General features: G+C 53.6%; 16 protein-coding genes. 7 read left to right on the top strand and 9 right to left on the bottom strand.

The window, feature by feature from the left end; genetic code table 11:
• Positions 1–26: 26 nt before the first annotated feature.
• Together egtB and AC5S16_RS21605 are read right to left on the bottom strand one after the other, a co-directional pair.
• On the bottom strand, positions 27–1,298 hold the full coding sequence (egtB, locus tag AC5S16_RS21610) for an ergothioneine biosynthesis protein EgtB (RefSeq protein WP_493932194.1): 1,272 nt from the start codon (positions 1,296–1,298) through the stop codon (positions 27–29).
• 244 nt (positions 1,299–1,542) lie between these two features.
• Positions 1,543–3,702, bottom strand: a complete 2,160-nt coding sequence (locus AC5S16_RS21605) for a sigma-54-dependent Fis family transcriptional regulator (protein WP_493932193.1) — start codon at positions 3,700–3,702, stop codon at positions 1,543–1,545.
• 178 nt (positions 3,703–3,880) lie between these two features.
• Between AC5S16_RS21605 and AC5S16_RS21600 the strand changes: the two genes are divergently transcribed.
• A complete protein-coding gene (locus AC5S16_RS21600) occupies positions 3,881–4,453 on the top strand; it encodes a CGNR zinc finger domain-containing protein (RefSeq protein WP_493932192.1) in 573 nt (190 codons plus the stop codon).
• Between the two features lie 79 nt (positions 4,454–4,532).
• Here AC5S16_RS21600 and AC5S16_RS21595 read toward each other — a convergent pair whose 3' ends face one another.
• The 4 genes from AC5S16_RS21595 to AC5S16_RS21580 form a co-directional block, all read right to left on the bottom strand.
• Positions 4,533–5,888: a TolC family protein gene (locus AC5S16_RS21595; RefSeq protein ID WP_493932191.1), complete on the bottom strand. Its 1,356-nt coding sequence runs from the start codon at positions 5,886–5,888 to the stop codon at positions 4,533–4,535.
• 2 nt (positions 5,889–5,890) lie between these two features.
• Positions 5,891–9,058 carry an efflux RND transporter permease subunit gene (locus tag AC5S16_RS21590; protein ID WP_493932190.1) on the bottom strand — a complete coding sequence of 1,056 codons (3,168 nt, stop codon included), beginning with the start codon at positions 9,056–9,058 and terminating at the stop codon, positions 5,891–5,893.
• Entirely contained in the window at positions 9,058–10,275 is a 1,218-nt protein-coding gene (locus tag AC5S16_RS21585) for an efflux RND transporter periplasmic adaptor subunit (RefSeq protein ID WP_493932189.1), read from the bottom strand. Before AC5S16_RS21585 ends, AC5S16_RS21590 begins: the two co-directional genes overlap by 1 nt.
• 108 nt (positions 10,276–10,383) lie before the next feature.
• Entirely contained in the window at positions 10,384–10,761 is a 378-nt protein-coding gene (locus AC5S16_RS21580; RefSeq protein WP_493932188.1) for a hypothetical protein, read from the bottom strand.
• A gap of 237 nt (positions 10,762–10,998) precedes the next feature.
• Between AC5S16_RS21580 and AC5S16_RS21575 the strand changes: the two genes are divergently transcribed.
• Positions 10,999–11,913: a helix-turn-helix domain-containing protein gene (locus AC5S16_RS21575; RefSeq protein ID WP_493932187.1), complete on the top strand. Its 915-nt coding sequence runs from the start codon at positions 10,999–11,001 to the stop codon at positions 11,911–11,913.
• 8 nt (positions 11,914–11,921) lie between these two features.
• Here AC5S16_RS21575 and AC5S16_RS21570 read toward each other — a convergent pair whose 3' ends face one another.
• Both AC5S16_RS21570 and fdhF read right to left on the bottom strand, forming a co-directional pair.
• On the bottom strand, positions 11,922–12,368 hold the full coding sequence (locus AC5S16_RS21570) for a helical membrane plugin domain-containing protein (protein ID WP_493932186.1): 447 nt from the start codon (positions 12,366–12,368) through the stop codon (positions 11,922–11,924).
• 13 nt (positions 12,369–12,381) lie between these two features.
• Complete coding sequence (gene fdhF, locus AC5S16_RS21565; protein WP_493932185.1) at positions 12,382–15,387, bottom strand: formate dehydrogenase subunit alpha; 3,006 nt, start codon at positions 15,385–15,387, stop codon at positions 12,382–12,384.
• A 313-nt stretch (positions 15,388–15,700) separates the two neighbouring features.
• Between fdhF and fdhD the strand changes: the two genes are divergently transcribed.
• The 5 genes from fdhD (at position 15,701) to AC5S16_RS21540 (ending at position 21,448) form a co-directional block, all read left to right on the top strand.
• Positions 15,701–16,603 (top strand): formate dehydrogenase accessory sulfurtransferase FdhD, encoded by a 903-nt coding sequence (gene fdhD, locus AC5S16_RS21560; RefSeq protein ID WP_493932184.1) that lies wholly within the window; start codon positions 15,701–15,703, stop codon positions 16,601–16,603.
• The gene (locus tag AC5S16_RS21555) at positions 16,600–16,983 is read left to right on the top strand and encodes a DUF7009 family protein (protein ID WP_493932183.1); all 384 of its coding nucleotides are present in this window, start codon (positions 16,600–16,602) and stop codon (positions 16,981–16,983) included. The genes fdhD and AC5S16_RS21555 overlap by 4 nt, the downstream gene beginning before the upstream one ends.
• A gap of 197 nt (positions 16,984–17,180) precedes the next feature.
• Entirely contained in the window at positions 17,181–18,431 is a 1,251-nt protein-coding gene (locus AC5S16_RS21550) for a cupin domain-containing protein (RefSeq protein ID WP_493932182.1), read from the top strand.
• Positions 18,432–18,535: 104 nt separating this feature from the next.
• Positions 18,536–19,735, top strand: a complete 1,200-nt coding sequence (locus tag AC5S16_RS21545) for an L-lactate MFS transporter (protein ID WP_493932181.1) — start codon at positions 18,536–18,538, stop codon at positions 19,733–19,735.
• A 1,023-nt stretch (positions 19,736–20,758) separates the two neighbouring features.
• Complete coding sequence (locus AC5S16_RS21540) at positions 20,759–21,448, top strand: DUF4386 domain-containing protein (RefSeq protein ID WP_493932180.1); 690 nt, start codon at positions 20,759–20,761, stop codon at positions 21,446–21,448.
• Positions 21,449–21,475: 27 nt separating this feature from the next.
• Here the strand turns inward: AC5S16_RS21540 and AC5S16_RS21535 are convergent, their stop codons facing one another.
• Complete coding sequence (locus tag AC5S16_RS21535) at positions 21,476–22,717, bottom strand: DUF5009 domain-containing protein (RefSeq protein ID WP_493932179.1); 1,242 nt, start codon at positions 22,715–22,717, stop codon at positions 21,476–21,478.
• Between the last annotated feature and the right edge of the window lie 13 nt (positions 22,718–22,730).

Genomic DNA, 22,730 nt, shown 5'->3' with positions numbered 1-22,730 from the left:
GATTGCCTCGTTCGTATGTAGCCATTTCAGATTGCCAAACGCATTCCAGTGAATTGCCAACGCGTTTCCGGTTGAAAGAAATTGCGATAGGTAGCGCGCACATGATCCGCAGGTGTGGCGCAGGATCCGCCACGCAAAATCACCTGACCGGACATAAACTTTCCGTTGTATTCACCCAGTGCGCCGGAGAGAGGCTTATATCCCGGATAACCGGTGTAAGGACTGGCAGTCCACTCCCAACAGTCTCCAAAAAGTTGGTCAACATCATCACCTTTTGCGATTGCAGGATGCAACCTGCCCGTGTCGAGTAGATTCCCATGCGATGGAGCCTGCATCGCCACGGACTCCCATTCTGCTTCTGTCGGAAGGCGGCAACCGCGCCAGCGTGCGAAAGCATCGGCTTCGAAGAAGCTTATGTGACATACAGGTGTATCAAGCAACATGGATAGTCCATGCCAACCTCGCAGCGTGAAGATCCGCCAGCCAGTCTCATCATCGGCATCACGTTCCCAATAGAGCGGCGCTTGCCAACCCAGCTCTCTTACCTCATTCCAACCGTCTGAAAGCCAGAGCTCCGGGTGCATATATCCGTTATCCGACATAAACTCCAGATACTCACGACACGTGACTTTGCGGTTTGCAATCTGGAAGGGCTCTAGGTAAACCTTGTGGCGAGGCGTTTCGTTATCAAAGCAAAAATCGAGATGATTGTCCGTGTGCAACGGATGACCAATTTCAGTCTGGCCTCCATCGAAGCTGTGCCATTTGAGCTTGGGGATTGGATGATGGCTATTTTCCGGAAGTGCAGTTGCCTCATACGAAGGACGCAATGGGTTGGAGAAAAATGCGTGCTTAATATCGGTCAGTGCCAGTTCTTGGTGTTGCTGCTCGTGGTTCAGTCCTAGAACAATGCGTCGCGACGATTCCTCATCCATGGAACGAGTGAAGAATTTTTCCATCGCAGAGTCGACGTGCGCACGGAAGGCCAGGACCTGGTCGAGTGAAGGGCGGGAAAAGGAAGCACGCAATTTCTTCTCGGGAATCTCCTCACCGAGCAAGATGTAGTAGCTGTTGAAGAGGCGATGAAATTCTTCGCGAAAGGGTTTGTAGTCTGCGAAGAATGGCCGCAGCACGAACGTCTCGAAGAACCATGTAGTATGCGCCTGATGCCATTTGACGGGGCTGGCCTCTGGGCATGATTGAACCATCTGATCCTCAGCAGATAGATTAGCGACAAGAGAAGACGTCACGGAGCGTACAGCCTGGTATTTCAAGATGAGAGCAGAGAGAGTAGACATTGCCTTATTCCATGCACCGAGACTCTAACGCAAACATTAAGCTAAGAATTTCTCGTCATAGACACTTGCAGGCAAACAGCCTGCCAAAAGGCCCACCTCGAAACGTAGTAAGAAACAAGATGTAAGTGATTCTGCTGTTGGAAGATGGGATTTCAGAAGCGCGAACATTGTTGCGTTACGAGTGACGGATTTGTGACTGATGTCCGTCACTGGCGGGTTCTTGTCGCCATCATTGTCGCGAGGCCTAGTCTTTGGGTGCGCGATTGCCAACGACATCATTTAATGAGGAGCCCGCGGGTCGGCTTATGCGAAGCTTGCGCATTCTGTAAACCAGGGATGTGCGTTTCATTCCTAATCGTTCTGCAGCACCATTCCGACCACCTACAATCCAATTGCTTGCCTCGAGCGCACGGAGGATATGGTCGCGTTCTACTTCATCAAGTCCCGTCATTGGCATATTTAATGCCTTGTGAGTACGGAACAGTTCCAGCTCGGAGATTGGCGCGCGCAAGACCGTGTGCGGAGAAAGAATGACCGCTCGCTCGATAAAGTTCTGCAACTCACGAACGTTTCCTGGCCAGCGGTATCGCACCAGCGCGTCCATCGTGTCTGAGGGAATGTCATCAATCTTCTTGTTCATTCGCCGGGCATAGAGTTTGGTGAAGTGCCAGGCCAGTTTCGGAATGTCCTCAGTTCGTTGCCGCAGCGGGGGGACGTGGATCGGAAATACTTTCAGCCGATAGTACAGGTCTTCGCGAAATGTCGTCTGCTTCACCATAGACGCCAAATCACGGTGGGTCGCTGCGATCACGCGAACGTCTACTTTGCGGGTATGGTTACTTCCGAGCCTCTCGAACTCCTGTTCCTGCAGGACTCGCAGTAATTTCGCCTGAAGTTCCAAAGGAATGTCGCCGACTTCATCAAGAAAGAGCGTGCCCTTGTTCGCGAGTTCAAAGCGTCCTGTTTTTTGCGCGATGGCTCCGGTAAATGCTCCTTTTTCATGTCCGAACAGCTCACTTTCGAGAAGCCCGAGTGGGATCGCTGCGCAATTCAATTTGACAAAAGCCCGTTCCCTGCGGCTGCTCAGATTGTGGATTGCACGTGCAATCAGCTCCTTGCCGGTTCCAGTCTCGCCCAGGATCAGCACACTTGAATCTGTAGGCGCCACGATGGACACCATGTCCAACGCAGTTTTCAAGGCGGGGCTCTCTCCGACAATTGCCCCAAACTCAGAGCGAATTTCTTCCTCGAGATAAAGTCTTTGTTTCGCCTCTTTATCCCGGTCTACTATCGCCCTTTCGTAGTCCAATGCGTTTTCGACCGCGATAGCTACCTGACGGGCAACCTGCTCGAGAAAGGCGACATCCTCTTTGTCAAACGCTCTCTTTGACCTCTTTAGCGCTGCCAACACTCCCACCACGCGACTTCTGCCGATAAGCGGGAGATCGCACCCCGACATCAGACCTTCATCCATAACACATTGATAGAAACGTCGACCTACGCTGTTGCCGAAGCTCTCGGGGTCGTAGCGTACATCTTCAAAGCTATCGAAATGTTGCGTCTTGCCGGTCCAGAAAGCTTTGCCACAGATCGAACCGTGAATTGGTATGATCGTTCCATCGCTCAGAGAACCTCGCGCTTCCGGGTTGTACAGAGTAGTCAGCCGTAGTTCGCCACTATCAGCATCGGGCAGAAGCAAAGCGCAGAAATCACATCGCGTTACACTCAACAAATCAGTTGAAAGTGTCTCCACTAATTGACGGAGGTTTAGCTTTGAGCTCATGCTGTTTGTAATTTCCAGAATCAGGCGGAGCCTGTCACGCTCATGCCGCAATCTTTCTTCGTTGAGATGACGTTCAATTGCGATTCCCGCGATGTGGCTGGCGTTCTCAATCAACTCCAGGTCAGTCGCACCAGGGCTGCGTGCTTCGCGATAATGAATCGCGAAAGTCCCGAGTACTTCACCATCGCTCGTAAACAAAGGACGCGACCACACTGCACGAATTCCGTAAGGCAAAAGCAGGTGACGATAATGATCCCAGACGGGGTCATTGAGGATGTCGGTCACATATATTGGCTCTCTTCGATAAACAGCTGTGCCGCAGGACCCCCCTTGGGGCCCGATAAGCATTGACCCAACAGAGGCGCTGAATCCTGGAAGACCGGGAGCTGCGGCGCAATAAAGCTGGCTTCCGTCATCGGTCGGAAGCCAGATGGTGCATAATGTACCGTTACCCCGGGATTCGACCAGTTGAGCAATGATTGCAAGCACCTCAGCTAACGGAGCTCCTGCAAAGATCAACCGGAGAATGTTAAGAACGGATTCAGAGGAAAACAGACCCGACTCATGCAGTGAGTCCTTTGTGCTCAATATCAGTTGCGGGGATGGTGTTGTTGACTCCATCGGTTCTCCTTTCTTAACGCCACTCCGTAAAGGAGAACGTGCCACTCGTGCGGAGGGTTCTAGTGGTAGTGTGGAATCTACCTGCGACACTTGTCAACAATAGTTTTTCCAGTTACAGTTCACTCGATATGAATTACGAGCGCAAACTGTGAGTCTGAGAGAATCCGGAAAACTTCGCGTGCTTTTTCTAGCAGGCCATCCTGTCCTGGATTTTCTGAATACTCGAATGAGAGTAAGTGAAGGTATTGTGGACGTCCTGCAAAGCGATGAGGATGTGCTCAGCTGGCTCAAGCAAGCTGGATTTCCCCTCTCAACAATCGATCGCAAAACAAGGTCCGTGGGACTGCTGCCCTCCGCACGAAAATTGCGAGAAAGCATTCGAGCTCTTGTTGAAAAGCGGAAAACGGGTAGATTGGGAAATCCTTCCGTACTCAATAGCTTTTTGGCGGCCAGTCCGAGCTATTCGCAGTTGATATGGAGCAAATCAAATAGGCTGGCAATTGACACAGTGAGACGACAGGAGGCGGCAGAGTCCATCCTGGCGCCGATTGCAGAAGCGGCTGCTGAATTGCTCGCAACAGCGGATTTCGATTTAGTAAAACACTGTGAAGATAAAACCTGCCTGTTTTGGTTCTTTGATCAGACCAAGTCACATCGCCGCCGTTGGTGCAGTATGGAAATATGTGGAAACCGCTATAAGGTAGCAGCTTATCGAGCACGCCGCCGTAACCAGCAATCTTTTAGTCGATGAGTTGAGAGCTTATCAGAATTGCTTCGCGAGGACCGTCGCAGAGTCTTTCGCCTTGAGTCGACCTACATCGTGGTCGATATCATGGGTGCGCTCCGATCTGGAAGTTGAGAGTCGCAAGCGCGAACTGATATTGATAGCGTGCGTTGGCGTCTCCTATGGCGGCTTCTGTTTGTTGTAGTTGGGCCTGGCTGAGTTCGACAATGGAGCTTAATCCGAGGTGGTAGCGTGTCTGCGCCAGATCGAGACCCATGTTTGCTTCGCGCAGAAGCTCCTGGCCTACAACTACTTTTTGATATGCGGTATTTGCCTTGAGCCATGCCGTGCGCACGTCACGCACAATCTGGTTGGTAAGATCGCGTGTCTGTTCTGCCGAGGCTTTTGCCTGGAAATCGGCCTCATTGGCCTCCGCTGTGTAGCGGAATCCGTTGAAGATGGGAATGCTGATGTTTCCACCGATCGCGCCATACCAGTTGCTGTCAAAGTATTGGCTTGAGCCGATCGGGGTTTTGCCCACAGTGCCCAGTGCGCTGAAGGTCGGCAGCAACTGCTCGCGTTGTGCGCGCGCAAACTTTAGATCAGACTGATGCTTAAGGCTGAGCGCCTGTAAATCAGGACGCTGCTGCCGTGCCTCTGCCTCGAGTGAACTTTCATCTAACGGAGCGGAAGGCAGATTAGTGGTATCGTCTATGAGTTCATAGTGTTGCTGCGCATCTGATCCAAGGACAGTGGTCAGACTTGCGATTGCGCTTTCATAATTGCTTTGTGCTTCCAGCTGCAACAGTTTTGCCTGAGAAAGATTTACCTGCGCAAAACTCAGATCAAGATCCGATTTCAGATTGCTCTTCGCCAGCTGGCTTACCTGGTCAGCTACGTCCTGGCGCGCGTTCACGGTCTGTTTAGCAATATTCAATGTTGCCTGCGCTTCAAGGGTGTTATAGAAAGTGAAGTCTGTTGCCAGAACAATCTGCTGGCGCGTGGCTTCAGCATTGGCTTGCTGTGATTTCTCCAGAAGCTTTGAAGAAGAGATGAGATTGTTCGTTCTGCCAAAATCAGTGATGAGTTGACTTAACTGCACGCCCAGTCCTGCATGTTCGAGGAGACGCGATGCTGTCAGTGTTCCTGAAGAAATGCGGCTGCCCTCGTTGGCTTCGACTGCAGTAAGATTTCCGGACATAGACGGCATCATCGCGGAACGCGTCTCACGCACTACCTCATGCTGCGTAAGAGCCAGTAGTTGTGCCACGCTGACACGCGGATTGTTTTTGAGCGCGATCTGCTCGGCCTGTTCACGTGTGAGTTGTATGGGCTGGCTCGCGGATTGATTCTGCACCTGCGCGTTGAATGAGAGTGAGACTGGAGGCGCAGAGGGCAACGCCGTCTGCGCTACTGCGGAAGGTACGGCTAAGCACATTGCAAGAAAAAGAAATCGACGCATTCTTATGCCCTCCCTTCTTCTTTGCGGTGGACTAACAAATAGGCCGAGGGAACGAGAAAAACTGTCACTATGCCTGAGACAGTAAGGCCGCCGAGAATCGCTCTTGCCAGTGGTGCATATTGCTCACTGCCTGGCTCAAGGGCGAGCGCCATGGGAATTAAGCCAAGCACAGTGGCAAGAGTTGTCATCAGGATTGGCCGCAGCCTTACTTTGCAGGCTGTGGCCAAGGCTTCACGCAGCGGCAAGCCATCCTTGCGTAGAGTGCCGGTGAATTCCACGATCAGGATGCTGTCGGAGACAACAATTCCGGTCATCATGACTACACCCATCAAAGACATTACGTTCAGAGTTGTGCCTGTCAGCAGCAGGAAAATTAGTACACCGGATAATCCAGGAGGCACAGCCAGCAGGATGACGAATGGATCGGAGAAAGAAGCGAATTGCGCCATCAGGATGAGATAAACAAGAACTACTGACAGTAAGAGACCGACTCCAAAGCTTGAAAAAGACGCCTGCATGTCACGCACGGCTCCGGTCACAGTCAAAATGACTCCCCGGGGCTTCTGAACTTTCGAAAGGACGCCATGCACGTCATTGTTGGCTTTTGAAAGGTCTTCCGTGCGCGGCAATACGAAGACATCGAAGAGACGGCGTAGTTGATAGTGGTCCACTTCTGTCGGCGTATTGATTGGCGTTACGCTGGCAACAGATTCGAGCGGGGTCGTGTTGTTATTTGCCGGCGAGCGCAGTGGAATCTGTTTGAAATCTGTCATGGTTTGAATCTGCTGCTCCGGATACTGCACGGTGAGCATGTAGCTGTTGCCGGTTTTTGGATCGATCCAGTAACTTGGCTCGATCATGCCGTTGGAAGTTAAAGCGGTAATGACGTTGTCCACAACACTTTTCGGGGTAATGCCTGCGAGCGCCGCATGCTCGCGATCAATGTTCAGTTCAATTCCGGGATAGTCGAGATCCTGAGGAACAAGGACATCACTGACCGAGTTCAGACGGCGAAGTTTCCTGGCGAGGTCCTGTGCGAACTTATAGCTTTTGTCCAGATCGTTGCCGCTCACCTGAATGTCGATCGGAGCAGGTTTGCCTTGATTTACTACGGAATCAACGAGGCCACCAGCCTGGAAATAGGTATTCACTTCTGGAAAGTCTTCAGCAAGTTTCCGCCTTACTTTCTCCATGTAGGCATAGCTGCCAACCTTGTGATCTTCTTTCAAGCTCACCTGGATAAAAGCAGTATGCATGCCTGAATTCGAGGTATAGATGGCTGATAGATCAGGCGTGATCCCGATATTGGAAACGATCATATTCAGATCATGCGGAGAAACAATGCTGCGAATATCCTGCTCGATTCGGCCGACATACACATCGGTCAATTCGATGCGGGTTCCGGCGGGAACTTTGATGTTAAGAACGAACTGTCCCGGATCTGTTCTGGGAAAGAAGGCCTTCCCCAGCAACGGATAAAGGGCAAAGCTCAGTCCGACAAATACAGAGAAAATCAAAATGACCAACACTGGACGTGCCAGGCATTTCGTAATAGCGCTATCGTATGTCTCCTGCAGTCTGGAGAAGAGGTGGTTAAAACCAGACACTATCTGGCGAAAGACATTGTGCTTTTTTGAGGTATCGATAGAAGGCGAAAGATCTTTTTCGATCTCTTGATGGCTTGCATGCATATGCTCAGGGTCGAGCGTTATGAAGCGCGCGCAGAAGAGTGGCACGACAGTCATCGCCACAAGGTAAGAAGCAAACAGGGCCAGCACGACGGCCAGGGCCAAAGCCGTGAACAGATATTTGCTGACTCCATAAAGAAGCACAACGGGAAAGAAGACTATGGATGTGCTCACCGTTGCTGCCAGCACAGCTAACTGCACCTCTTTTCCACCGCGTTCTCCAGCGGTTGCAGGTGGCTCGCCCATCTCCATGTGCCGGAAGATGTTCTCGAGCACCACAACTGAATTATCGATCAATCGAGAGAGAGCCAGTGCAAGCCCGCCAAGCACCATCGTGTTGATTGAAGTGCCTCCAAGATTAAGCGCGAGAAATGCTGCGAGGCACGAAGTGGGAATGGATATCAGTACGGCGATGGTAGCCCGCACATTTCCCAGAAACAGCAGAATCATGATGGTAGTCAGACAGAGGCCAATCGCACCTTCGTTGATCACATTCTTGACCGCTATTTTTACGAATACAGATTGGTCGAAGACCACGTCTGTTTTCAGCGCTTCGGGGATGTCAAGCAGGTGAGAGACTGCTTCCTTGATTCCATCAACAATCGTAATGGTGTTTGAGTTGCCGCCCTGCTTCAGGATTGGGATATAGACGGAGTGCTGTCCATCCACACGAACAATATTTGTCTGCAGCTGTCCAGCGTCAAGAGCCTTGCCTATGTCTGCTACCATCACCGATGCATTGCCTACCGTTTTGAGCGGCAGATCGTTGATCTGATCCACAATAGGCACCTGACTGTTCGCGTAGATGTTGTAATCTTTAGGACCTATGCGTACGTCACCGGCCGGCAGGATGAGATTTGATGCGTTGAGAGCATCGACCACATCCATGACGCTCATCTGGTGAGCCTCCAGCTTTACAGGATCGACATAGACCATGATTTGCCGGTAGCGTCCGCCATATGGCTGAGGCACGGATGCTCCGGGTACATTTGCAACCTGATTGCGCACGGTGAATTGTGCCAGGTCTTTCAGCTGAGTTTCGTTCAGCCCTTTGCCCTTCAGCGTGATAAGGCATACAGGCAAATTCGACGCATCGAATTTCAACACTACCGGTGGCAGTGTTCCTGGCGGCAAGCGGCGGAGATTGGCCATAGCCAGGTTTGAGATATTGCTGGTGGCGGTATTTGCGTCTGTTCCGGGCTGGAAGTAAATCTTGATGAGACTGACGCCCGGGAGAGAGCGCGATTCGATGTGGTCGATGTTGCTGCCCAGGGTAAAGAAGCGCTCGTATGTGTTAGTAATGTCTGATTCGATCTGCTGCGGAGGCATACCAGCATAAAATGTGGCCACAACTACTACGGGAATGTTGACCTCAGGGAACAGATCGACCGGCATGCGCGTTACCGCGGTCACACCGACAACAATGATGATGAGGCACATCATCAGGATGAAGAATGGATACTTGATCGCAAAGGAGGACATTAGTTGCTGTCCTCCTTCATCGTGATGGGCGAGATGAGTTTTGGATGAACAGTCTGTCCAGACTGATAGTTTGATTGTCCAGATGCAATTACACGATCCCCTTCTTCGAGTCCACTCGTGATTTCAGTTTGATCAGGAGCCTGAAGTCCTATCGTTACGGTGCGCTGTTCCACCTGGTTTTGCGCGTTCAAAGCCAGCACATGAGCGTGGTCACCATTCTGAATCACGGCCTGCGCGGGCAAGATCAAGATGCCTTTGCGTTGCTGCAACTGGATGGTTGTCTCGGCGTACATGCCGGGGCTAAGTGAAAGTGTGGGGTTCGGGATGTCGACCTCCGTCAACATGGTGCGTGTTGAGCTGTCGAGGGAGCGCGTAAAGCGCACAACCTTTCCGGTAAATGTCTTTCCCGTTGCGTCAATATGTATCTGCACTTCTCCGCCGGGCTCAATGTATGGAACATCGGACTCAGGCACAGGCATTCGCAGACGCAGCAAGTCGCTCTGGGCAATGCGCACGACAGGCATTGACTGTGTAGCTGAGCTGGTGCCGGCCTGAATCAGCGCTCCGGTATCGGCATAGCGCATCGTGATCACGCCAGTAAATGGCGCAGTGATGGTTGAATAACCGGCCAGCGTTTTTACACGGGTGCTGTCGGCCTGTGACACGTCAAGCTGCTGGTGAGCTGCTTCGAGAGCCGACTTTGCAGCACTTACCTGCGCCTCCGACGCCTGGTCTTTGGCCAGAGCATCATCCAGCTCCTGTTCTGCAATTAATCCCGGTCTTGCTTTAGAAGCTTGTGAGAGTCGCTGATACGCCGCATGCAGTGCCGCATGTGAAGATTCAGCTTGTTTCACCTCGTCCTGCATGCGGAGAATCTCTGCCTGGCTGTGCCTTACAGAAGCCTGTGCGCCTTGCAACTGTGCGTCGAGTTCCGGCACCTCAAGGATGGCCAGGACCTCATCTTTCCTTACACGATCGCCAATATCGACGCGAATCTGGCGGATATATCCGGAAACCTTTGCGTGCAGGTCTACTTCCTGGTAAGGCTGAAGCTGTCCAGCCACGGTGAGATGGCTTGCCAGATCGCCGCGCATTACTGTGACTACTGCGGCATTTGGGATGGTTGATGCTGTTGCAGGAGTAGTTCTGCGGCATCCCGGCAGAGCGAGAATCAGGCCCAGTATCACTCCTGGACCCAGACGAAGGCGATGGCTCATCGACGTTCAATCCTGTCATGTCATGAAAATTTGGATAAATCGGCGCACTGCCATTTCTGGCGCATGCCGCGACAGTGTTCAATCACTGTCTTGAAAAAGCTGGATTGATTAGAAGAGAACTGGAGGGGGACGGAAGAAAAATGGATGACGCCAGGAGAGTTTCCCGGGAACAGTACAGAGTTCTGTTGCGAAAGAGAATTGCAACGCTCTATAGATTGCGGAGAATCTCAGAGACAAAAACAGGGCAATTGAAAGCAAGAGAACAGGTGGTTGTCCCAGATAAGGATTGTGTGCATTCTGTTGCACACTGCGCTGCACAGAAGACTTATCGGCACCGGTCAAGAGCTTTGCTGCTGGAACATCAGTAGAACCGTCGGCATGCTGATAGAGAGACAGCTTGTATTGCAATCCCCAGGCAAAAACCGCGCACACAAGGTAGAGCAATCCAGCCAATAGCCAGATAGAAAGCTTCTGTTTTGCGGGCATGTCGGTCATCAGCAGGTTCGTAGAAAAAAATCGAGCGTATTTCTATTGTAGCAATCAGCGGTTTTCAAAGTTTTAAGGCGCCACCCGTGTTGCCTAAACTGCCTTAATTACATGTTGTTTAAGGGCTCAAATGTCGGGTTGGTGCTCGATTCAGTCTCCAGCTACTCGAGCGGATACAGCCATTTATTCTGCTGTGAACTATAATTTTTAAAGGAAGTAATTCCCTTTAGCCGTAGCATGGCTTACGTCGAGCACAGTACAGAACCGCCGCACATAATTCCAGAAAATGACACCAGGCATTTCCTGGTTGGTCTGCATCCGGGGCCTTCTCCAGGCCATAAATGGCAGGAATACGACAACTACAGTATTTACATCGCAGAGCAGCATCGCTCCATCTGGGAAAACCATACTCATAACTGTACGCAGATTACAGTTGCGACCGGCCCGGCCCAGGTGCGGGGCGAATGGGAAGGTACGGGCGGCAGCCAGGAAAAGCGCGAGATGTATGGCGATACGGTCTGGATTGTTCCACCCGGAGTGCAGCACGTGATCCATTTCGATCGCCGCGCTCCTCTGATTCATCTTTATCTGAATGATGTGTTCTTCCGCTCGATGGTTGAGAACAGTCGCGAGGATGCGCAGCAGCAGCTGATTCCATCACTGTTGGTACGGGATCCGTTTCTGGTGGAACTGGGCAAGTCTCTTTATCAGGAAATGAAGGCCGGAACAGTAAATGAGCTGTATGCGCAATCGATGGCTACGTTGACAGCAACGCATCTGGTACGGAAATACAGTCAGTCTTTCGGCAATCTGCCGGTATATCGCGGAGGGCTGGGACCGGCGCGGGAGAAAAAGATTCGCTCCTATATTCAGGAGCATCTAAGCGCTGCGCTTTCGCTTGAAGAGTTGGCGCGCGTGGTTGAGATCAGCCCTAATTATTTTCTTGCACTCTTTCGGCAGACAATAGGGGTGACTCCGCACAAGTATGTTATTCGCTTGCGGCTGGAGCGCGCGAGGAAGCTGCTCGAACAGCGTGAACTGACGCTGCTTGAGATATCGCAGCGATGCGGCTTTCAGGACCAGAGCCAGTTTACGACGACGTTCCGCCGCTTCTGCGGGATTACTCCTGGGCAGTACAGACGCCAGCTATAGGCAGCTGTTCATTCTGACTTTTTTTGGGCCAGAGCTTCTCCAAAGACATTTAAGAGTGCCAGTCCAGCGGCCATCCCACGTCTTGCCTCTTCTGAGGTAGCCTGCTTCCCCAAGGCCAGCAAGGATGGCGCTTTCTCATTCGCCTTATTCAGCGCGGCGTGAATCTTATATGGGTCGACAGATTTAAGAGTGTTGCCCAGGATGAGAAGAACGCGCAGCGCCGAGACTGCTTCCTTCGAAGAGATGAGATCCACGACGTGATTCACTACGGTATCGCCGGCAGAGAGAAGTCCGGTGAGAAGCTGAAGGACATTCTTCTCATGCAGTTGCTGGAGCAGGTCATAGGCAGCGAGGATGGCCTCTGCATGCTCGGCGGGAGCTTCCTGCACTCGGCGAATGAGGTCTTCCCGTGAATCTACCGGATGGAACGTTCTGAAATCGACGGCGACTGCCATAGGGATCTTCCTCTTAATGTTTCGTCTGAATCTGGACCAGCTTTTGCGAGCCGGGCATGCGATAGTCGGCGCGCTTCCATTTGCGCTCAACTTCTACTCCGTTTTGCGGAGTGGGCTTGCCGGAGTAACGGAAGTTCAGCGGCTTGAGCGGATTGCTTCCCTTCTTCGGCAACAATTGGATGCGGACTGCGGTTTCCTTGAATCCGGGTGTATTGGTCGCGGGATCAGTATGCGAACCAGTGAGGACATTGATCGGGCCTTCCTGTGAAAGATGAGGCAGGTATACCTGCTTGCCAAGAACGCGGGTGGTGACGAGGACTTTAATCACGAGCGAACCATGGCGGCTGCTAACACGCACCCACTGGCCCGATTCAAGCTGGCGCTCTTTAGCCAGTTCTTCAGAAACTTCGAGGAAACGCTCGGGTGTTTCTTCATGAATGCCGGAGACACGAAATGTCATGTTGCCTTCGTGGAAGTGCTCGAGCAGGCGACCATTATTCAGGAAGAGATCGAAATCAGCATCTGGCTGCTCCTGTGGCTCATGGAATGTAAGCGGATAGAAACGCGCTTTCTTGTCGGGGAAGGCGAAACCGTCAAGATAGAGAATCGGCGAATCGGTTCCATCAGGAGCTACCGGCCATTGCAGGGTCTTATATCCTTCGAGACGCTCAAAGGAAACACCTCCATAAAGCGGAGTGAGCGACGCCATCTCATCCATGATTTCGGATGGATGCTGGTAGTTCCAGCTTGCGCCCATGCGGTTGGCGATCTCCTGCGTGATCTTCCAGTCGGCGCGGCTGTCACCCAGTTCCGGAAGCGCCTGATAGAGGCGCTGAACGCGGCGCTCGGTGCTGGTGAATGTGCCGTCTTTCTCTACGGCAGGCGCAGCGGGCAGAACCACGTCGGCGTAACGGCAGGTCTCGCTGAAGAAGATATCCTGCACTACGAAAAAGTCGAGCTTCTCAAAAGCGCCGGCTACGTGGTTCGCGTTTGAGTCGGCCGAGATCATGTCTTCACCGGCGAGATACATAGCGCGCAGCTTGCCGGCATAGATGGCATCCACCATCTGATGGTTATCGAGACCCTTGTCTGGGGAAAGCGGAACAGCCCAGACCTTTTCGAATTTTGCGCGAACCTCGGGATCGGTTACAGCCTGATAGCCGGGATAGTTGTTGGGCATGCCGCCGATATCGCTGGCGCCCTGCACGTTGTTGTGTCCACGCAGAGGATAGGCGCCGCAACCAGGACGCATGTAGTTGCCCGTCGTCAGCAGCAGATTGGAGATGGCCGTCGAGGAATCCGAGCCCATGGTGTGCTGCGTGATGCCCATGGCCCACAGCACGCACATGCTGTCTGCCTTGGCAATTTCTTCAGCGACCTGCTCGAGTGTTTCGAGCGGCACTCCGCAGATGCGCGAGGCATACTCCATGGTGAAGAGGGCCAGGCTTTGCTTGTACTCTTCGATGCTGTTCACCCACTGTTCAAGGAAATCGAGCTTCGCATGGCCATGGTCGAACATGTAGCGGCTCATCGCTGAGAGCCAGACGAGATCAGTACCTGGGCGAGGACGGAAGTGAATATCAGCGCGACGCGCCATTTCGTGTTCACGCGGATCGGCTACGATCAGTCGCTGGCCGAAGAGCTTGTGGGCGCGCTTAACGCGCGTCGCCAGCACAGGATGGCTTTCTGCGGTGTTGCTGCCTACGACTATGATCAGCGCAGACTTTGCGATGTCTTCGATGGAACCGGAATCGCCGCCGTATCCCACTGTGCGGAAGAGCCCGATGGTCGCAGGCGACTGGCAGTAGCGGGCGCAGTTATCGACGTTGTTGGTGCCGATGACAGCGCGCGCAAACTTCTGCATGAGGTAGCCATCTTCGTTGGTCGCCTTGGAAGAGACAATTACGCTGATGGAGTCAGGGCCATACTGCTGCTTAATGCCGCCGAGCTTCTCGACAACCAGGGTGAGCGCTTCTTCCCAGCTGGCTTCGCGGAAGGTGCTGCCTTCGCGGATCAGCGGCTTCTGCAAGCGGTCTTTGTGGTTGACGTAGTCCCAGCCGAACTTGCCTTTCACGCAGGTGGAGATCGCATTGGATTCTCCATGCATTGGCACGATCTTGAGAATCTTGCGGTCCTTGGTCCAGACATCATAGCTGCATCCTACGCCGCAATAAGTGCAGACGGTCTTGGTCTTCTTGACGCGCTCTTCACGCATTTTCGCTTCGGTCTGCGAGACCTCCATGATGGCGCCATAGCCGATTTCAGGCTCGACGGCTTTGACTACGTCGATCATCTTGTCGAGCGCTGTTTTCGGCAATGAAGTGAGGTATCCCGCTTCGCCAAGCATGGATTTTTCCATCAAGGCATTGCATGGGCAGACAGTAACGCAGTGTCCGCAGGAGACGCAGCTGGAACCGCCGATCTGCATGCCTCCGTCCCAGAGGATGCGTGGATGATCGAGCTCCCAGCCGATCGAAAGCGTTTCGTTGACCTGCACATTCTGGCAGGCCTGTACGCACTGGCCGCAAAGAATGCACTGGCTGGGATCGTAACGGTAGAAGGGATTGGACATGTCCACTTCATACGGCTTGGGCTTGAAGGGGTGTTCCTGGTGCTGGACATTCAACGCGAGCGCGGTATTGTGGACGCGGCAGTTCTCATTGTTGTTGTCGCATACCGTGCAGTAGAGCATGTGATTGCCGAGTATCACATCGAAGGCTTCAGCGCGCGCATCCACAGCCCGTTTGGAGTCAGTGGTGATCTGCATTCCCGGAGCGATTTTTTTGCCGCAGGAGCGGACCAACTCACCATCTACCTCGACCATACAGGTGTCACAGGTCTGGATAGGACCCATCAATTCAGAGTGGTAGCAGATGTGTGGAATCTCTTTGCTGCGGAGCACTGCTTCGAGGACCAGTTCGCCCTCTTTGGCGGTTACCAACTCGCCATTGATGGAAATTTTTGTTTCCGCCTGTGCTTCTTCCCGCTTTGTCTCAAGTACGCTCACCGTCAAGCTCATTTTTCCCAGCCCTTCTGTTCAGCGGAACACTTCCTTATTTCGTCGTATGTAACTTACATCTTTGCCATGGCAACCTTCCAGTTTCTCGAAACAACCTACCTATTATTTGTGATTTTTCGCGCTTTTTTTTGAAAAATACATATTGATTTAAGAAAGACAAGCTTTGAAACAGATTCCGGCCTATCCGAAAGGTGCCAACGCAGTGTACATATTCAATTTGCACGAAAAATTTTGAAATTTTCCGGTTGTCTAAACCGGTCGAGAATTGGGAAATTTCCACCTCTGTAAAACAGTTGTATCGGTGAGAGTCATCATGAGCGGGACCCAATCTGAAATAAGCCGACCTTTTCTTGATATTGCTATCAAGAGAGTGGAAGGACTCACTTCCATGCGGGCAGGCGATGCTGTAGCAATCGAAGAGCCGCTCGAAATCCAGCTGCTCTATGGGCCATCCAAGGCCCGGACATTACGGGCCATCACCGTTACTATGCGGACACCTGGGCATGATTCCGAATTAGCTGCGGGCTTTCTATTAACCGAGGGCGTGATTCGGGATGCGGTCGATATTGTGGAGATACGGAATGTTGCTGATAAGGCAGAGATGGAAAGCAGGACAGCATCGGAGTCATCTACTGCCAGATTGAATACGGTGCAGGTAGAACTTGCTCCCGATGTGGAAGTAAATATCTCCAGCCTGGAGCGGAACTTCTATACCACTTCAAGCTGCGGTATCTGTGGCAAGGCATCACTTCTGGCTTTACATTCAGTCTGCCCGCCGCGCTATAAGAACACTATTTCGATTGCGGCAGAGACTCTTTATAAGTTACCGGATGCATTGCGCCATGCTCAGTCTGTTTTTGATAAGACGGGCGGACTCCATGGAGCCGGTCTTTTCGATACTGAGGGGAAACTCCGCTCATTGCGCGAAGATGTAGGCCGTCACAATGCTGTCGATAAGTTGCTGGGCGCGGAGTTTCTTGCGGACCGGACTCCGCTGCATGACAACTTGCTCCTGCTTTCAGGGCGCGCCAGCTTTGAGCTGTTACAGAAAGCCGTGATGGCCGGATTGCCGATGGTTGTTGCTGTCGGCGCTCCATCGAGCCTTGCTGTGCAGGTAGCGAAGGAGTTTGATATAGCTCTGATTGGTTTTCTGCGGGACAACCGCTTCAACATTTATCACGGTGCAGAGCATGTCCGCATGGGAGAGGCAGCATGAAGTTACGAATCAAGGGAAACTCATTACGGTTGCGGGTGACGCGCTCGGAGCTTGACCGCTTAATTTCCGGGCATGAGATAGAAGAAACTATTTACTTCGGCTCCAGCCCGGAAGAAATCCTGAGTTATACGCTGGCTCCCAGATCCCAGGCGGAGCCCGTAAGTGTCCACTATCACTCACAGAAAATCACTGTTTTTCTTTCTCCAGAACAGATAAGAGCGTGGAGCGACGAAAACCAGGTGGGTGTTTACGCCAGCCTGAACCGCGGCGCTACCTCTCCTATGGAAGTCATCGTCGAAAAGGACTTTGCCTGCCTGGACCGCGGTGATGAAGACAATGCGGATACTTTTGCGAATCCGCATGCAGGCAGAGTCTGTTGAAGAAAAGATGCTGATCTACTTTTCAGGTGCCTTGGGATCGGCAGGTCTGTTCGATTTCCAGAACTTTAAAACAGCGAAGGGTCAATCTCGACCTCGGATTTATAAGCCTCACTGTACCCTGCTCCATGGCGAAGGTGATGGAGCTGCCGCGTCCTGATAATGTCTACAGTTACATATTGGGTTGAAAGGAAGAAACCATGTCGGATGAGAAGCAAAATCTGGTCAACCGGCGCAGATTTCTAGGAGGCGGCTCAGCGGCTTTGATTGCGGCAACGGGATTGTCTGTAGCTTCTGCACAGGAAGCGAAGCAGATCCGCTCAACGGACCACAGTCAGCCGAATGAATCGGAGCCGGGCCCTAAGAACAGAGTGCTGGATGACCAGAATCCTTCATCGAACTGGTCACCAGAAACGGATTCGGGCGGCCAGCCTCCTTTTAAATATCCATTTTCCTTCAGCCACAAGCGCATTGAAGAAGGCGGCTGGACGCGCCAGGTAACGGTCCGCGATCTTGGGGTCTCGAAGAAGATGGCTGGCGTACAGATGCGGCTCATCAAAGGCGGCGTTCGTGAACTGCACTGGCACGTCGGCGCGGAGTGGGCCTTCATGATCGACGGGAAGGCCCGCATTACGGCGGTTGACCAGCATGGACGCGGCTTTGTGGAGGATGTGAAAGCCGGAGACCTCTGGCTCTTTCCGGGCGGCATCCCGCATTCGATCCAAGGTGTTGGCGATGACGGGGCCTTCTTCCTGCTTGTCTTTGACGACGGCAACTTCAATGAATTCGAGACCTTTCTGCTGACGGACTGGTTGCACCACACAGAAAAGGAAGTGCTGGCGAAGAACTTCAATGTGCCGGCCTCGACCTTCGCCAGGGTTCCGCCGAAGGAGCTATTTATCTTCAAGCGTGACCTGCCGCGGTCTCTGGAGGAAGAGAAGCGGGAGGTCGAAGCCGTCAACGGCCCGCTGCCCAACTCATTTGCCTTTTTTACTGACCGGATGCAGCCAAGCAAAGTGACCAAGGGCGGCGAAGTGAAGATCGTGGATGCCAAGAATTTTCCTGCCACCAATATTGCTGCGGCCATTGTTACGCTCAAACCGGGTGGCCTGCGTGAGCTGCATTGGCATCCTAACGAGGATGAGTGGCAGTACTACGTGAAGGGCAAAGGCCGCATGTGCGTGTTTGCTGCCGGAGGCCGTGCCCGCACGATGGATTTCGAGGCGGGCGATGTTGGCTATATTGAGAAATCCGCTCCTCACTTTATCGAAAACACTGGGGATGAAGACCTGGTCTTCCTTGAGGTGTTTCCGACGCCGAATTATGAGGACATCTCGCTGGGCGAGTGGCTGGCGCACACGCCATCCCGCCTGGTCGATCAGCACCTGGGGACGGGTGAGGACTTCCTCCATAAGATCTCCAAACGAGAAACCGTCATTACACCTGAGTAGCTTTACTGGATGGATACTCGTGTTGACAGGTATCCACTTTTCCTGATCTGTTCATCATCCAGCGGGCAGTTTTGCTGTCTGCTGGGACTTTTTGAGGTTAATTCATGAAACGTTGGGGTATCGCCCTTGCCGGCGTCATACTGCAGGTTGTTCTAGGCTCAGTCTATGCGTGGAGCGTCTTCCGCACTCCTTTAACCAAGCAATTTGAATGGACCATTTCCGAGGTGACGCTGACGTTCACCATCTGCATTCTCACGCTGGGCTTTGCGTCGTATTTTGGCGGCCTGTGGATGAAGCGGGTGGGGCCGCGCACGGTGGCGGTGACGGGCGCGTTTCTTTACGGCCTGGGGACTCTCCTGGCCGGCTTTGCCGGCCACAACCTCTGGTGGCTTTATGCGAGCTATGGTTTCATCGGCGGCATCGGGCTGGGGTTTGCGTACATCGTTCCGATTGCGGTGCTGGTGAAGTGGTTCCCTGACCGCAGAGGCCTGATCACTGGCGTAGCCGTGGGCGGCTTTGGGGCCGGCGCGCTGGTGGTGGCGCCGACGGCGACGCGTCTGATTCAGGCCAGCGGGGTGATGGCGACCTTCCGCTATCTCGGCATCGCCTACCTGGTGATCGGCGTGGTGATGGCCTGGTTCATGCAGAACCCGGCCGAGGGATGGCTGCCTGCCGGCTGGACGCCTTCAGCGCGGCAGACTTCTGAACGCTCGGTCAAGGACTACACGGTGGGCGAGGCGCTCAAGACCTGGCAATGGTGGGCGCTGTGGCTGATCCTGTTCCTGAATACGTCGGCGGGCATTTCACTGATCTCGCAGGAGTCCCCGGTCTTCCAGGAGCTGGCCAAGGTTACGGTGGTTGTGGCTGCGGGCATGGTCGGCATCGTGAGCATCGGCAATGCGGTGGGGAGGGTCTTCTGGGCGTTTGTCTCGGATGCGATCACCCGGCGCTTTACCTTCATCACGATGTTCGTCCTTCAGGTGGCGCTCTTCTGGCTGCTGCCGGGGATCGCCTCTGTTCCGGTGCTGACGGGCGTGGCCTTTGTCATCCTGATGTGCTACGGCGGCGGGTTCGGGACGATGCCGGCATTTGCAGCGGACTACTTCGGGTCGAAGAATGTGGGCTCGATTTATGGGCTGATGCTGACGGCGTGGGGCTTTGCCAGCGCCTTTGGGCCCCTGCTGGTGGCCCATATGCGGCAGAGCTCGGGGAGCTACGCGAGCGGGTTCCATGCTCTGGCCGGGATTGTGCTGGTGTCGATCCTGCTGCCGCTGATTGTGCGGCCTCCGGCGAGACAGGGGTAGATGGGGGGTACCCCCCTCCTCCTATGTAGCAGATGGGTTTGTTTGTTTTCAATAACTTACGGAGGGGTTACCCCCTGCTAAGTGATTGATTCTTCTATTGCTTGTACACTACTCCAGTGTTTTCAAATATTTAGAGGGTAATCTATTTTGGGTATTACCTTCTTCAGGGCGCAGTACAGGGCTCAGGGCACAGAAAACAGGGATCCCATCACACAAAACGTCGCGTGATGGTTGAAGAGAGAGCCCGGGTGCTGCCTCCCGGAAAATGGAAAAGCGCCCCTATCTCAGGAGGCGCTTTTCTTTTTCTCTTCTTAATTTCAGGATAGCATTTTGGGCGGTAATAGTACGCCAACTTTCTTTGGCCTGTATCTGATTGTTTTTCTATTAGTTGTGAGGATTTGTTACTTTTGGGGAGGCTTGACAGGAGTTTCTGCCTTTCGAGGAAAACAAATCTACCGCCAAGACGCTAAGGTCGCCAGGAATTCGCCAGGAATTTTTCATCACCCTTCGGCTGCGCTCAGGGCAGGCTCTGAACGCAGAGAACCAGAGGGGCCTTGCTGCGCAAGGCAAAAAGCGCACGAACGTTGTTCGTGCGGGTCCTTCGACTTCGCTCAGGATGACATGGGATGCCAGGATATTCGTGGCTGAAAGCTGCTGGATGTTGTGGCGCTCGATGCTTATGCATGGATCCTTCGCTTCGCTCAGGATGACAACTTAATTGGGGATTGAGACTTAAGAATAGCGTTGGGTTCAAGTCCAGCATCCCAGATCCCACAGTATGGGGCACCCAGGTAGCGGCTATCGAGGCGAAAAGCAGGTCCTTCCCCTTCCCCTTCACTTTGTTCAGGGTCAGGGTCAGAATGACAAGCTGGAATTCGGTGGCTACCGAGGCGAACTACCCCACGTTAGCGCCCAAAATCGGGCGCGAACATGGGGCACCCGGCCAGGAGAAGCCTTTGTTTGTCCGGTTTGGCACTTTTGAACAGCCGACACCGTATCCTTCTTGCATCGGAGATACGGTTCTTGATAAGACTCACTCGCAATCCTGGTCGAGTTGCAGGCTTGTTGTACCTGCTCGGGTCAATTCCAGGCTTTTTTGCGCTGCTCTACGTTCCCAGCCGCATCATCGTGCACGGCAATGCCGTCGCCACGGCACGCAATATCGCCGCTTCCGAGTCTCTTTTCCGTCTCGGCATTGTTGCCGATCTCGCGGGGCAGGCCACATTTGTCTTCGTGGCTTTAGCTCTCTATCACCTGCTCAAGCAGGTCAATCGGCGGCATGCTCTTTGCATGCTCGTCCTGATTCTGGTCGCGGTTCCTATTGCATTCCTCAATGAACTGAACTCTGTCGCTGCCCTGTTGCTCGCGCGTGGAGGCGACTTTCTCTCCGACCTCGATGAGCCGCGGCGCAACGCGCTGGCCATTCTGTTTCTCCATCTGCGCGGATATGGTTTCGACATCGCCGGCATCTTCTGGGGGCTCTGGCTGTTTCCTCTCGGCATGTTGGTTTACCGCTCCGGCTTCCTGCCGCGCTTTCTCGGTGTCCTGCTGATGATTGCCTGCTTCGCCTATCTGGGGAACAGTTTTACCTCTTTGGTTTTCCCGCAATACCAGGCGTTCGTGTCGCGCTGGCTCAGTCCCATCCAGCTTGCCGAAATGCTCTTCATGCTATGGCTGCTGGTCCGCGGAGCGATCCCCACTTCTACAGTTTGATTTTGTTCGGTGCATGAAGCCTACACATTAAAGCTGGAGTTTTATTTTGGCTCGGGTCAGGGCGGCGACGACGGCCAGCATGCATAGTGTGAAGGCGAGGGCGCGGACTATGCCGGGCCATCCGTGGTTGAAGCGGGTTTCAAGCCAGGTGAGACCGGTGGCGAAGGTGAAGAAGTAGTAGAAGTCGGGCGCCAGGTAGGTGAGCAGGGTGTTGGATCCGGCTGAGCGGACGAAGAAGGCCCAGGCTGTGTGCTTCCTCAGATCGCAGATCCAGTAGAGGGCGGCGAAGATCAGAACCGCTGCTCCGATACAGTAAAGCGACCAGGTGGGCGTGGCGCGTATCTTCGAAATGCCGAGCGGCGTGAGGAGATAGCCGGCGACGAATGCAACTATAGCGAAGGCGAGGGCGGCGGCGAATCTTTTTCTGGTTGAGGACTGCTCTCCTGATGGCTCGGCAAAGAAAATTTGCGATGTGACTACGCCGGCCATGGTGATGGAGGCCAGGGCTCCATTTCCGAAGGGCCAGAAGTAAATGGGAATGTGGCGGGGGAAGTCGATATATTTCGCTGTTGAGAAAGCGCACAGGGCGATCAGGGCGGCGAAGCAGACTGCCGGCGCCCATTTCCATTTATGCGTGGGGACGTAGAGGATGGAAACGGCGAGATAGGTGCAGGCGATGAGGCCGAGGATCTCCGGGTAAGAGAAATTGATCCATGCGCCCTGGCCTGTGGGAGTTGTGCGGTGGTAGATGGCGAACATGAGGGCGACGAGCACGAGGCCGGTCACTTTGAGTATGCGCAGCATCTTTGGGCTGATGCCCTTGCCGGTGTAAACGCCGAGAAACAGGACACCGCCCGTAAGGCCGATGAGCGCCCATACGCTGCCGTTGAAGCGATCGAATTTTCTGGCATTGGCGAGGATGAGGCCGAGCACGAGAAGGCTGAAGGAGCGCTCGAGGATGTGGGCCCAGAGCGAAAGGATGGATGGGTTCTTTTTGAGACGGCGCGCGATGGCGAGCGGCATGGCGATGCCGACGATGAAGAGGAAGAAGGGGAAGACCATGTCGACGTAGGTCATGGCGTCAATCTTTGCGGGAGCATGGTAGGTCCACCAGGGCAGACCGTGCACGCTGTCGAGATCGTTGACGAAGATCATGACGGCCATGGTGAGTCCGCGGAAGATGTCAATGGAGGCGATGCGCGCGGGCGCGGAGGTTTCCGGTAAGGTGGAAGTGGCTTCACGGGATGGGGAGTTGATGGTTGTGCTCATGGTGGGCTGCTTT

The sequence above is a fragment of the Acidobacterium sp. FHG110202_01 genome (genome assembly GCF_059115305.1).
Note: the sequence above shows the minus strand (reverse complement) of the source record. Positions and strands in the feature narration are given on the sequence as shown.

Excerpts from the sequence above, each read along its gene's own strand:
- egtB (WP_493932194.1), bottom strand. The coding sequence starts at position 1,298 with ATGTCTACTCTCTCTGCTCTCATCTTGAAATACCAGGCTGTACGCTCC.
- AC5S16_RS21605 (WP_493932193.1), bottom strand. The coding sequence starts at position 3,702 with ATGGAGTCAACAACACCATCCCCGCAACTGATATTGAGCACAAAGGAC.
- AC5S16_RS21595 (WP_493932191.1), bottom strand. The coding sequence starts at position 5,888 with ATGCGTCGATTTCTTTTTCTTGCAATGTGCTTAGCCGTACCTTCCGCA.
- AC5S16_RS21590 (WP_493932190.1), bottom strand. The coding sequence starts at position 9,058 with ATGTCCTCCTTTGCGATCAAGTATCCATTCTTCATCCTGATGATGTGC.
- AC5S16_RS21585 (WP_493932189.1), bottom strand. The coding sequence starts at position 10,275 with ATGAGCCATCGCCTTCGTCTGGGTCCAGGAGTGATACTGGGCCTGATT.
- AC5S16_RS21580 (WP_493932188.1), bottom strand. The coding sequence starts at position 10,761 with ATGCCCGCAAAACAGAAGCTTTCTATCTGGCTATTGGCTGGATTGCTC.
- AC5S16_RS21575 (WP_493932187.1), top strand. The coding sequence starts at position 10,999 with ATGGCTTACGTCGAGCACAGTACAGAACCGCCGCACATAATTCCAGAA.
- AC5S16_RS21570 (WP_493932186.1), bottom strand. The coding sequence starts at position 12,368 with ATGGCAGTCGCCGTCGATTTCAGAACGTTCCATCCGGTAGATTCACGG.
- fdhF (WP_493932185.1), bottom strand. The coding sequence starts at position 15,387 with ATGAGCTTGACGGTGAGCGTACTTGAGACAAAGCGGGAAGAAGCACAG.
- fdhD (WP_493932184.1), top strand. The coding sequence starts at position 15,701 with ATGAGCGGGACCCAATCTGAAATAAGCCGACCTTTTCTTGATATTGCT.
- AC5S16_RS21555 (WP_493932183.1), top strand. The coding sequence starts at position 16,600 with ATGAAGTTACGAATCAAGGGAAACTCATTACGGTTGCGGGTGACGCGC.
- AC5S16_RS21550 (WP_493932182.1), top strand. The coding sequence starts at position 17,181 with ATGTCGGATGAGAAGCAAAATCTGGTCAACCGGCGCAGATTTCTAGGA.
- AC5S16_RS21545 (WP_493932181.1), top strand. The coding sequence starts at position 18,536 with ATGAAACGTTGGGGTATCGCCCTTGCCGGCGTCATACTGCAGGTTGTT.
- AC5S16_RS21535 (WP_493932179.1), bottom strand. The coding sequence starts at position 22,717 with ATGAGCACAACCATCAACTCCCCATCCCGTGAAGCCACTTCCACCTTA.